Here is an 11,404-nt window from a genome sequence, read left to right on the forward strand (position 1 = left end):
GGCGCGCTCGCGGTCGACGTGGACGTCTCCGGCGACGCGAGCGGCGTGCGCGTCGACCTCGACGTCGAAGTCCCCGACGGGACCGCGATGGCGGTCGTGCAGACCGAGAACGGCGACGTGGACGTCTCGGACGTGGCGGCGGTGGAGGCGGCGCGGTCGTCGAACGGCGACGTCACCGTGCGGAACGCCGGCCCCGTCGAGGCCGTGGCGACGGAGAACGGGGACGTCGGCGCGGACGTGCCGGCGCCGCTGGCCGGGGACGTGTTGGTGCGCTCGGAGAACGGCGACGTCGAGGCGGCGGTGTCGCCGGACGTCGACGCGGTCGTGGACGCGCAGACGACGAACGGCACGGTGGACGTCGACGGACTGGACCTTCAGGACGGGAGCAGCGGCGACACGCGCGTCACGGGGACGCTCGGAGACGGGACGCACGAGGTGACGGTGGTGTCGACGAACGGGGACGTAGAGGTGCGCGCGCTGGCGTAGTCAGGGCGCGGACTGGCCGCGTCCGGTGAGGTCCGGCGACTCGCTGACGCCGGTGGACTGGATGATGTCGAAGGCGGTCATGAGGTCGGTGCGGGAGACGAGGCCGACCATCTCGCCGGCGTCGTCGACGACGACGAGGCGGCCGACGCCGTGGTCCTGCATGGCGTCGAGGGCGTCCATCGCGTTGCTGGACTCGCCGATGGAGTACACCTCGTCGGACATCACGTCCTCGACGAGGATGGCGTCGCGTTCCACCGGGTCGACGTCGCGGGCGTCGTCGAGCGTGACCATGCCCACGACGCTGCCGTCCCGCATCACGGGGTAGCCGGTGTGGCGCTCGTCGAGCATGCGCTCCATGAGCTCGGCGACGGAGGCCTCGGCGTCGACGGTGTGGACGTCGTGGGTCATGATGTCGGCGACGCTGACGTCCTGGAAGACGGCGTTCATGACGGTGCGCTGGGCCTCGCTGGACGCGCCGACGTAGATGAAGAAGGCGATGGCGATGAGGATGAGGTTGAACCCGAGCAGGCCGACGATGCCGAGCAGGAGCGCGAACACCTTCCCGACCTCGGCGGCGATCTGGGTCGCGCGGGCGAACGAGCGCTTGCGGGCGAGCAGCGCGCGGAGCACGCGCCCGCCGTCCATCGGGAAGCCGGGGAGGAGGTTGAACGCGGCGAGCGCGAAGTTCATCAGCGCGAGGTAGCCGAAGACGAACCGGACGGTGTCCAGCGACGCCGGGAGAACCTGGAGCGCGCCGAACGACAGCACCCCGAGCGCGATGCTGACGACGGGGCCGGCGACGGCGATCCAGAACTCCTGGCTCCACTCCTCGGGCTGGTCGGAGAGCGCGGCGATGCCGCCGAGAATCCACAGCGTGATGGAGTCGATGGGGAACCCGAACCGCATCGCGACGACGCTGTGCCCGAGTTCGTGGAGGACGACGCCGGCGAACAGGCCGACGGCGGCGGCGACGCCGAGGTACCACCGCACGCTGCCCTCGGTGAGCGCGGCGTCGTCGAGGCCGGCGTTGAACGGGACGCCGTTCAGCATCTCCACCCAGACGTCGACCTGCGTCCCGATGAGGTAGGCGAAGACCGGGAGTATCAACAGGAACGTGACGTCGAGTTTGATCGGGATGCCGAACGCGCTCCCGACTCTGAAGCTTCGCATACCCGACGGTACCGGGGCGCGCCGCTTAAAAGCGTGGGCAGCGGCGGGTCCCCGTGCGGCTCAGTACGCCGCCCGGAGGACGGCGACGACGTCCTCGGTCGTGAGCTCGAGGTCGGGCGGCGCGTTCGCGACGAAGGAGTCGCCGACGACCGTCTCGGCGACCGCGGGGAACTCGCTCGGCTCCGGGCCGGCCACGTCCGCCAGCGAGTCGGGGAGCCCGAGCGCGTCTCTGACGTCCGCGACCGCTTCGACGACGGCGTCGGCGGGGTCGTCCGCGTCCCCTACGCCGAGCGCGTCCGCGAGCAGGTCGCGGCGGCCGTCCACCTCCTCGAAGAGGTAGCGGAGGACGTGCGGGGCGACGACGGCGTGGGCGGCGCCCTGCTGGACCGCGTAACCGTCCGTGAGGCCGTGGCCGAACGCGTGAATCACGGAGAGCGTGGTCTCGCCGGGCCGCGAGATGCCGTACTGCACGAGCAGCAACCCCTCCAGGACGGGTTCGAGCGCGTCGGCGTCGACGCCGTCCCGCCCGAGTTCGCGCAGCCCGTCGGCCATCAGCCCGAGGCCGCGGGCGGCGGTGGCGTCCGTGACGGGCGTCGCGTTCGCGGCGTACAGCGTCTCGAGACCCTTGTCGAAGCCGTTCATCGCGGAGCCGACGAGCACGTCCCGGGGCGTCGTGGCGACGAGCGCGGGGTCGTAGCAGACGGCCCGCGGCATCAGACCGCGGTCCGAGAGCCCGCCGCTCACGGTCTCGTTAACGAGTCCCGCCTCGGGGTGGGCGTTGAGGCCGGCGACCACGGAGAGGTCCGCGCCCGCGAGCGTCGTCGGCACCGCGACGATGGGAGCGAGTGCGCCCTCGGCGGCCAGCGTCCCCGTCTCGGCGAACTCGCGGGCGGCGGCCTCGCGGTCGTGGCCGCCCGCGGCGAGCACGCTGACGGCCTTCGCGACGTCGAGGCTGCTGCCGCCGCCGAGCGCGACGAGCGCGTCCGCGTCGTGCTCGCGGTACGCGTCCCGGGCGTCGAGCGCGGTCGAGAGCCGCTTCTCGGGGGTGGTCTCCGCGAACACGCCCGCGAGCCTGTCGCCGAGGCCGTCCCGAATCGGGTCCATCACGGCGGGCGTGCTGCCGACGGTCGACCCGCAGACGACGAGCGCGCGCTCGAACCCCTGCCGCTCGAGTTCGTCCGCGAGGTCCGCGACGCAGCCGGCGCCGTACCGGAGGACGCCGGGGTCGTAGTCGAAGCGGAACGGCGCGCCGACGCGGTCGCTGCCGGGGACCGGCACGTCAGGTCCCTCCGCTCGGGTTCGGCGGCTCGAAGTCGGGGAGCGACGCCTCGATGTCCGCGCGGTCGTCCTCCAGCACTCCGGGAGGACGAGACTGGAACCGAGGGCTTCGACGTCCTCGTCGACGGCGAAGCCGGGGCCGTCGGTCGCGATTTCGAAGAGGACGCCGCCGGGCTCCCGGCAGTACAGCGACTGGAAGTACTTCCGGTCGATGGGGCCGCTCGCGGCGAGCCCGTGGTCGGCGTACGCCTCCTTCCACGCCTCCAGCTCGGCGACGCTCTCCGCGGTGAACGCGACGTGGTGGACGGTGCCGACGCCCATCTGCCCGCGGGGCGCGTCGGTCTCCACGAGGTCCAGCGTCGAGTGCGGGCCGCCCGCCGGCGTCCGGTAGCGCCGCCGGTCGCCGTCCTCGGCGACGCGCTCGTAGCCGAGGACGTCCGTCAGAATCGCCTCGGTCGGGCCGAACTCGCGGACGGCGAGCGTGACGCTGTGGAACCCCCGGAGCTGGTGTTCGGCCGGGACGGGGCCGTCCGGCCACGGCACCGCGTCCGACTCGTCGGCTCGGTCGCTGGCGATTAGCTCGAGGCCGATTCCGTCCGGGTCCGAGAACTGGAGGACGGTGTCGCCGAAGCGCTCGCGCTCCTCGACGGCCGCGCCGTGTTCGTGGAGCCGCTCGGCCCAGTAGTCGACGGAGTCGGCGGGAATCAGGTACGCGGTGTGGCGTGTCTGGCCGGCGCCGAACTCGCCGTCGCGGCCGCGGTCGCCCCACGGGAAGAACGTGAGGTTCGTCCCGGGCGTCCCCTCGTAGTCCCCGAAGTAGAAGTGGTACGTGTGGGTGTCGTCGTGGTTGACCGTGCGCTTGACGAACCGCAGGCCGAGCGCGCCGACGTAGAAGTCGGCGTTGGCCTGCGGGTCGCCCGCGATGGCAGTGACGTGGTGGAGTCCGGGCGTCGTCGGTGGCATACCTCGGCGTAGTCACTCCACGCACGTATACCCACGTTAGACGGCACTGTCACCGAGTGACGCGTCCGTCACCACCGGACGCGGAGGCCAGCGAACCGTTAACACGCCGGCGGGCGAACGGGGCGTATGACCTGCCCGCACCTGGAGTACCGCGACGAGGGCGACGGCCGCTCGTTCGACGCCGAGCGGGCGTACTGCGCGGTCGCCGGGGAGTTCGTCCAGCCGATGCGCGCGGACGTCTGCAACGACCGCTACGCCCTCGACCACGCCGCGCACTGCGAGATATTCCGCGAGCACGAGGACGAGTCGTGAGCTACGAGGCCTTCCTCGCCGAGGAGCCCGTCGTCGTGACGGCGGCGCTGACCGGCGGCGTCCACGGGAAGGAGGCGAACCCGAACGTCCCGGAGACGCCCGCGGAAGTCGGGCGCGCCGCGGCCGCCGCGGAGGACGCCGGGGCGTCGGTCGTCCACGTCCACGCGCGCAAGCCCAACGGCGAGCGCTCGTTCGCCACCGAGGACTTCCAGGCCATCGACGACGAGATTCGGGAGCGCGCGGACGACCTCATCATCCAGCACTCCACGGGCGGGACGGGCTCGCCCGACGACCTCCGGCACCAGCCGCTGCGGACCGACCCCGCGCCGGAGATGGCGAGCCTCGACATGGGGCCGCTGAACCGCTACGACCACCTCACGAGCGAGAACACCCGCGGGCTCGTCGACTCGCTGTACGACGAGATGAACGAACGGGGCGTCAAGCCCGAGCTGGAGGTGTTCAACGACGGCCACCTGAACGAGGTCCACGGCCTGCTCGAGCGCCGCGACCTCGCCGACCCAGTGTACGCCACGCTGATTTTCGGGCCCGGGACGCTCACCCGGCCGCGCCCCCGGAACTTCCTGAATCTGATTTCGAACCTCCCGGAGCGCGGCGTTCAACACGCTCGGGTTCGGCCCGCACCAGCTCCCGTTCGCGACGATGGGCGTGCTGTTCGGCGGGCACGTCCGCGTCGGCCTCGAGGACAACGTCTACTACGAGCGCGGCGAACTCGCCGCGAGCAACGCCCAGCTCGTCGAACGCGTCGTCGGGGTCGCCGAAACGCTCGGCCGGCCGGTCGCCACGCCCGACGAAGCCCGGGACGTCCTCGGGCTGTGAGGCGGCGGGAGGCTCGCGGGGCCGGCTACAGCACGAACCCGCCGACGAAGGCGGCGAGCCCGACGAGGCCGATAGCCCCCCAGAGGAGGCGCGTGGTCTTGACCTTCCAGCCGGCGGGCTGGGCGGCCGCCCAGTCGCGCTGGCTGCCGATGGCGTCGTACTGTTCGTCCTTGCGGGCGACCTCGCGGGCGTTCCACGCGGCCCCGAACCCGAAGAACATCAGGACGGCGCCGACGACGATTGCGGGGACGGAGACCATGCGTGAGACGGCTCGCGCGTCCGCCATAAATCCCGCGGCGAGCGCGCCCGACGGGACGCCTAAGGCGCGGGCGCCCCTCTCCACGGGTATGACGACTGCCGAAGCGACCGAGCACGTGGTCCGCCGCGCCGCCGACGTCGAGTACGAACCCGTGGACGCCGCCGAGGGCATGCGCAAGGGCGTCCTGCTGGACGAGGACGCGGGCGCGCCGAACTTCGCGATGCGCCGGTTCGTCCTCGACCCGGGCGCGAGCGTCCCCGAGCACACGAACGCCGTCGAACACGAGCAGTACGTCCTCAGCGGCGAGTACACGGTCGGCATCGAGGGCGAGACCTACGAGGTGAGCGCGGGCGACAGCCTCCTCATCCCCGCGGGCGCCGTCCACTGGTACGAGAACGACGGCGACGAGGAAGGCGCGTTCGTCTGCGTCGTCCCCAACGGCGACGACGCCATCGAACTCGTGGAGTGACGATTCCACAACCCACCGCCGACAGCGACTGAACAGCCGGTAGTGGGTGGACTGAAAGGGGCGGCGCGGTCGCCGAACCCCGGCGACGTAAGCACGCGAACGAAGTGAGCGCGCGCAGCGAGCCGCGGGAGGCGACCGCGCCGGGGCTTTCGAGGACACGTCGAAGACACCGACAGTGAGCACAGCCGATACGCGAAGACCTGGCAAGCGAATCGCTGAAATACCGCGCTCCCCTACGCCTGTTCGTGTCTGAGCAGGTCCAGCGCGTGGATACGTTGTTCCTCCACGAGACCGGAGACGACTACTTGGCGGTCGCGCAGCGTGACGGCGACCGGTTGTTCCGCGCGAAACTCGAGCTGACCGAGCGGGACGCGGGGCCGCGTCCGGGCCGGTTCCGGGTGAAGACGGGGAGCGGCGAGGAGCCGCGCAGCCCCGACCAGTTCGTGGACGTCGCGCGGCGCGCGGACCGCATCCGCATCAGCGAGCAGACGTCGCGGAGCGGGCGCGCGGAGCTGCGGGAGATGCTGGACGCCTACCAGCAGGACGCGAAAGTGGTGCGGACGTGCCGGTACTGCGCGGGGAAGGGCCGGTACTCCCCCATCACCTCGGAGACGGCCATCGAGGCGGACGGCGAGTACATCTGTCAGGACTGCGCGGTCCGCGAGCTGGAACGAGAGCTGTCCTTCAACGGCGGCATGACGGGCGCGGCCCAGGACCGCCTCGAGGAGCTGCTCATGGAGGAACAGGACCTCGACCGCATCACGGGGCTGCTGCAGGGGAACCTCGACCCGGACCTGACGAAGTTCGACGAGGTGAGCGCGACGACCGACGAGGTCGACCCGGTGCCGGTCGACAGCCTCGACCTCCACCCGGGCGTCAAGGAGCTGCTGCTGGACCGCTTCGAGGAGCTGCTGCCGGTGCAGAGCCTCTCCGTGGAGAACGGGCTGCTGGACGGCGAGGACCAGCTCGTGGTGTCCGCGACGGCGACCGGGAAGACGCTCGTCGGGGAGATGGCGGGCCTCCACCGGCTGCTCTCCGGGAACGGGAAGATGCTGTTCCTCGTCCCCCTCGTCGCGCTCGCGAACCAGAAACACGAGGACTTCCGGGACGAGTACGGGGAGTTGGCGAACGTCACCATCCGCGTGGGGTCGTCGCGGATTCGGGACGACGGCCACGCGTTCGACCCCTCTGCGGACATCATCGTGGGGACGTACGAGGGCATCGACCACGCGCTCCGCACGGGGAAGGACCTCGGGGACGTCGGGACGGTGGTCATCGACGAGGTGCACACGCTGAAGGAGGACGAGCGCGGCCACCGCCTCGACGGCCTCATCTCGCGGCTGAAGTACTACTGCGAGCAGCGCGAGCAGCGCTACGACGACTACGGCGGCGCGCAGTGGATCTACCTCTCGGCGACCGTCGGCAACCCCGGGGAGCTCGCGCGGGGGATGCGCGCGAACCTCGTGGAGTTCGAGGAGCGCCCGATCCCCATCGAGCGCCACGTCACGTTCGCCGAGGGGTCGGAGAAGCCCGACATCGAGAACAAGCTGGTGCGCCGGGAGTTCGACCAGGAGTCCTCGAAGGGGTACAAGGGCCAGACCATCGTCTTCACGAACTCCCGGCGGCGCTGCCACGAGATCTCCCGGAAGCTGGACTACCCCTCCGCGGCCTACCACGCGGGGCTGGACTACGGCGAGCGGAAGTCCGTCGAGCGCCGGTTCGGGAACCAGGACCTCGCGGCCGTGGTGACGACGGCGGCGCTCGCGGCGGGCGTCGACTTCCCGGCCTCGCAGGTCATCTTCGACACGCTCGCGATGGGCATCGAGTGGCTCTCCGTCCAGGAGTTCGAGCAGATGCTCGGCCGCGCGGGCCGCCCGGACTACCACGACCGCGGGAAGGTGTACATGCTCGTGGAGCCCGACGCCTCCTACCACTCCTCGATGGAGGGCACGGAGGAGGAAATCGCGTTCAAGCTCCTCAAGGGCGAGATGGAGGACGTGGTCACGCACTACGACGAGACCGCCGCCGTCGAGGAGACGCTCACGAACGTCACCGTCGGCGGGAAGGCCGCCAAGCGCCTGAACGACCGGATGCTCGGCGAAGTACCCACGAAGCACGCGCTCGGGAAGCTCATCGAGTACGAGTTCGTCGACGGCCTCGCGCCAACCGACCTCGGGCGCGCGGTGACCACGCACTTCCTCGAACCCGGCGCCGCGTTCACGATTCTCGACGGCGTCCGGAAGGCCAAACACCCCTACGAGGTCGTCGCGGACCTCGAGTTGCGCGACGACGAGTAACCCCCGTACCCGCCGTTTGATTTTACCGAGAGGCGTGCGAACGGGTCGCACATGTCTCTGGTCGCCGCGGCCGGACTGGCCGCGCTCTCGGTCGCCGGAGCCGCCGTCGTCCTCGCGCTCGCGTGGCGCGCCGACCGCTCGCAGGCTCCCGACGACGCCGCGCTCGCTGACGGCGGCGACCCCGACGACGCCCCCGTCGAACCCGACGGCGGCGAGCCCGCGGACTCCGGGTACTTCCTCGGCACGACCGCCGCGAACAAGCTCGGCGGCGTGACGCGCTGGCTCACCACCGTCGACCACAAGGACATCGGGCTGCTCTACCTCGCGTTCGCGGCCGTGGCGTTCCTCTGGGGCGGCACGGACGCGATGATGATGCGCACCGAGCTGTACGACCCCGCGGTCTCCGTCTGGGACGAGCACACGTACAACGCCCTGTTCACGATGCACGGGCTGACGATGCTGTTCCTCTTCGGGACGCCCGCGCTCGCCGGCCTCGGGAACTACCTGCTGCCGCTGTTCCTCGGCGCCGACGACATGGCGTTCCCGCGCATCAACGCCATCGCGTTCTGGCTGCTCGTCCCCGCACTCGTGCTCCTGCGCGTCGGCCTCCTCTCGGACGTCCTCGGCCACGTCTTCGTCGCCGGCGGCCTCGCCGACCTCGGCGAACAGCTGCTCGCGCTCGCGCCGCCCGCGACGGGCTGGACGTTCTACGCGCCGCTGTCCGTCCAGCTCGAGCTCCCCACCGTGAGCGTCGTCCTCCTCGGGTTGCACCTCTCCGGGGTCGCCACCACGATGTCCGCCATCAACTTCATCGCGACCATCTTCACGGAACGCGAGGTTTCGTGGCGCGAACTCGACATCTTCTCGTGGACGATGCTCACCCAGTCCGGGCTCATCCTGTTCGCGTTCCCGCTGCTCGGGAGCGCGCTCGTCATGCTCCTCCTCGACCGCACCGTCGGGACGACGTTCTTCGCGCTACAGGGCGGGAGTCCGATTCTCTGGCAGCACCTGTTCTGGTTCTTCGGCCACCCCGAGGTGTACATTCTGGTGCTCCCGCCGATGGGCATCGTCAGCCTCCTCGTCCCCAAGTTCTCGGGGCGGAAGCTCTTCGGGTTCAAGTTCGTCGTCTACTCCACGCTCGCCATCGGCGTCCTGAGCTTCGGCGTGTGGGCCCACCACATGTTCACTACGGGTATCGACCCGCGGCTCCAGGCGAGTTTCATGGCCGTCTCCATCGCCATCGCCGTACCCTCCGCGGTGAAGGTGTTCAACTGGATCACCACGATGTGGAACGGTCACGTCCGCCTCACCGCGCCCATGCTGTTCTGCATCGGCGGCGTCGGCACGTTCATCGTCGGCGGCGTCACCGGCGTCTTCCTCGCCGCCATCCCCGTCGACCTGCTGCTGCACGACACCTACTACGTCGTCGGCCACTTCCACTTCATCATCATGGGGCTCATCTCGTTCGCCGTCTTCGCCGCCGTCTACTACTGGTACCCCCTCGTCGTCGGCAAGCACACCGACTACCGGCTGTCGGTCGCGCACTTCCTGCTCACCATCGTCGGCATCGTCCTCGCGTTCGGCCCCATGATGATCATGGGCCAGGAGGGACTGCCGCGGCGGTACGCCTCCTACCCCGCGGAGTTCGCCGGCCTCCAGCAGATCGCGACCCTCGGCGCCGTCCTCATCGCGCTCGGGACGGTCGTCTGGCTGTTCAACCTCGTGCAGTCCTACCGCATGGGCGAGCCCGTGACCACGGACGACCCGTGGGACCTCCGCGAGCACGGCGACCGCCGCACCGCCGAGTGGGACGAGCTCCCCTACCCCCGGGAGGACTAAACGTCCTCGAGAGAGTGGTAGACGGCGCCGAGCGTGAACCCGTAGAGGAGGTGCGCGAACAGCGTGAAGGAGAGGTGGAGCGCGCCCTTCAGCGAGCCGAGGTCCGGCGAGCCGATTGCGACGTACACCACCCACAGCGGGACGCTGAACGCCATCCCGCGGATCGCGGGGTCGCCGCCCCCGGGGAGCCGCGACAGCACGCCCCCCAGCCGCACGAAGACGAGGGGGAAGACCACCATCCCCATCACGAGGAACACGAACAGCCCCAGCACGGGCTGGTCGGCCACCCCCGCGTACCGCGCTATCGCCGGGCCGACGCCCAGTTCGAAGCGCGCCTCCACCTCCGCGATGACCAGCACCACGGACATCACGATCGTCCCCGCGACACCACCGCCGATCGCGCGTCGCATCGGATCCATGCCTTCTCACCCCCTCACAGTAGCGGCACCGCCAGCAGTCCCGGGACGAACGCCACCCCCAGCGTCGCCAGCAGGACGACCAGTATCGCGCCCGGCAGCCCGCCGACGGCCACCACGAGCAGCGTCAGCGGCGTCACCGCGACCTGTGCGCCCAGGAACTGCGCGACGAGGATGACCACGAGGCCCACGACCGCGTTGACGACGAACGGCTTCACCGCGCGAATCACGCGGTACGCGCCGAACAACGCCGCCAGCACGAGGACCGCGAGCCCCACCTCAAGCATCGTTGGCATACCTCTCGCTGCGTCCCCCACGGCGAAAGTCGTTGTGGCGTCCCCGCCCGAACGAAACCCTTACGCCGAACGCCGCGGTACGTCCACGTGCGGGACCGTGGGGTAGCTTGGTATCCTTCAGCGTTTGGGACGCTGTAACCCCGATTCAAATTCGGGCGGTCCCACTACCACTATAACCCTTTTCCCGGGTTCTCCGACACTTAGCGGCGGCTCCACGGGGTGGTGGGCGTGAGCCTCCGCGTTCGTACGTACGAACGCAGCGAGCGCCTCGTCGTCCTCGTTTCCTGCCCCGCATGCGGGTACCAGTTCGACCGCGACGAACGCCGCCACCAGCACCTCGGCGAACACGATCCCGAGGACTTCGGCCTAAACCCGCTCGGTGAAGTCGACCCCGACCACGACGACCCCCTCTTCGACGACCCAGTCCCCGAGGACTACGAACAGACCGTCGTCGTCGAACCGATTCGGCACGACGACGCGAGTTCCTTCGTCGACCGTCTCACGAGCGCCGGAATCGAGGCAGGCGAGATCGCCGTCACGGACACCGCAGCCGTGTTCGGCGACCACGGGGCCAAGCGCGCCATCACCATCGGGCCGCGGCCCCACCAAGAGATTCCTGGACTCGTCGAACGACTCACGCGCTCCGGCGTCAGCAGCGACTCGATCACCGTCGCCGACGCCGCGGAGGTGAGCTCGGATGGCGAGTGAGGAGTACGCCATCGAGTTCCTCACTGCCGACAAGCTACGGGAACTGGACACCGACCCAGTCCTCGAACGCGCCG

Annotated in this window: 11 protein-coding genes, 1 tRNA gene and 2 pseudogenes; 8 read left to right on the forward strand and 6 right to left on the reverse strand. The window is 70.3% G+C overall.

Annotated elements, in window-relative coordinates:
* Positions 1–486: DUF4097 family beta strand repeat-containing protein (locus tag GJ634_RS04200; RefSeq protein WP_157500654.1), on the forward strand; the 486-nt coding region annotated here is incomplete at its 5' end.
* On the opposite strand, the gene GJ634_RS04205 is transcribed toward GJ634_RS04200, so the two are convergent.
* The 3 genes and pseudogenes from GJ634_RS04205 to GJ634_RS04215 form a co-directional block, all read right to left on the reverse strand.
* Entirely contained in the window at positions 487–1,656 is a 1,170-nt protein-coding gene (locus GJ634_RS04205; protein WP_157500655.1) for a CBS domain-containing protein, read from the reverse strand.
* A gap of 60 nt (positions 1,657–1,716) precedes the next feature.
* Positions 1,717–2,934, reverse strand: a complete 1,218-nt coding sequence (locus GJ634_RS04210; protein WP_331713985.1) for an iron-containing alcohol dehydrogenase family protein — start codon at positions 2,932–2,934, stop codon at positions 1,717–1,719.
* A 1-nt stretch (position 2,935) separates the two neighbouring features.
* Positions 2,936–3,897, reverse strand: a pseudogene (locus GJ634_RS04215) (ring-cleaving dioxygenase).
* Between the two features lie 126 nt (positions 3,898–4,023).
* Between GJ634_RS04215 and GJ634_RS04220 the strand changes: the two are divergent.
* Complete coding sequence (locus GJ634_RS04220; RefSeq protein WP_157500680.1) at positions 4,024–4,209, forward strand: hypothetical protein; 186 nt, start codon at positions 4,024–4,026, stop codon at positions 4,207–4,209.
* Positions 4,206–5,046 (forward strand): annotated as a pseudogene (locus GJ634_RS16880) (3-keto-5-aminohexanoate cleavage protein). The gene GJ634_RS04220 and the pseudogene GJ634_RS16880 overlap by 4 nt, the downstream one beginning before the upstream one ends.
* Positions 5,047–5,071: 25 nt before the next feature.
* On the opposite strand, the gene GJ634_RS04230 reads toward GJ634_RS16880, so the two are convergent.
* Positions 5,072–5,305: a hypothetical protein gene (locus GJ634_RS04230; RefSeq protein ID WP_197425390.1), complete on the reverse strand. Its 234-nt coding sequence runs from the start codon at positions 5,303–5,305 to the stop codon at positions 5,072–5,074.
* 88 nt (positions 5,306–5,393) lie between these two features.
* On the opposite strand from GJ634_RS04230, the gene GJ634_RS04235 reads away from it, so the two are divergent.
* The 3 genes from GJ634_RS04235 to GJ634_RS04245 all read left to right on the forward strand — a co-directional run bounded on the left by GJ634_RS04235 (position 5,394) and on the right by GJ634_RS04245 (position 9,910).
* On the forward strand, positions 5,394–5,774 hold the full coding sequence (locus tag GJ634_RS04235; RefSeq protein WP_157500656.1) for a cupin domain-containing protein: 381 nt from the start codon (positions 5,394–5,396) through the stop codon (positions 5,772–5,774).
* A 245-nt stretch (positions 5,775–6,019) separates the two neighbouring features.
* Complete coding sequence (locus tag GJ634_RS04240; RefSeq protein ID WP_331713982.1) at positions 6,020–8,071, forward strand: DEAD/DEAH box helicase; 2,052 nt, start codon at positions 6,020–6,022, stop codon at positions 8,069–8,071.
* A 51-nt stretch (positions 8,072–8,122) separates the two neighbouring features.
* Positions 8,123–9,910: a cbb3-type cytochrome c oxidase subunit I gene (locus GJ634_RS04245; RefSeq protein ID WP_157500658.1), complete on the forward strand. Its 1,788-nt coding sequence runs from the start codon at positions 8,123–8,125 to the stop codon at positions 9,908–9,910.
* Here the strand turns inward: GJ634_RS04245 and GJ634_RS04250 are convergent.
* Entirely contained in the window at positions 9,907–10,320 is a 414-nt protein-coding gene (locus GJ634_RS04250) for a DUF6789 family protein (protein WP_157500659.1), read from the reverse strand. The genes GJ634_RS04245 and GJ634_RS04250 overlap by 4 nt on opposite strands.
* A 23-nt stretch (positions 10,321–10,343) precedes the next feature.
* Complete coding sequence (locus GJ634_RS04255; protein WP_157500660.1) at positions 10,344–10,622, reverse strand: pro-sigmaK processing inhibitor BofA family protein; 279 nt, start codon at positions 10,620–10,622, stop codon at positions 10,344–10,346.
* A 91-nt stretch (positions 10,623–10,713) separates the two neighbouring features.
* On the opposite strand from GJ634_RS04255, the gene GJ634_RS04260 reads away from it, so the two are divergent.
* Both GJ634_RS04260 and GJ634_RS04265 read left to right on the forward strand, forming a co-directional pair.
* A tRNA-Pro gene (locus GJ634_RS04260) sits at positions 10,714–10,786 on the forward strand.
* 64 nt (positions 10,787–10,850) lie between these two features.
* Complete coding sequence (locus tag GJ634_RS04265) at positions 10,851–11,330, forward strand: hypothetical protein (protein ID WP_157500661.1); 480 nt, start codon at positions 10,851–10,853, stop codon at positions 11,328–11,330.
* Positions 11,331–11,404: the final 74 nt, after the last annotated feature.

This window comes from Halobacterium sp. CBA1126 (assembly GCF_009741975.1).
GTDB lineage: Archaea > Halobacteriota > Halobacteria > Halobacteriales > Halobacteriaceae > Halobacterium.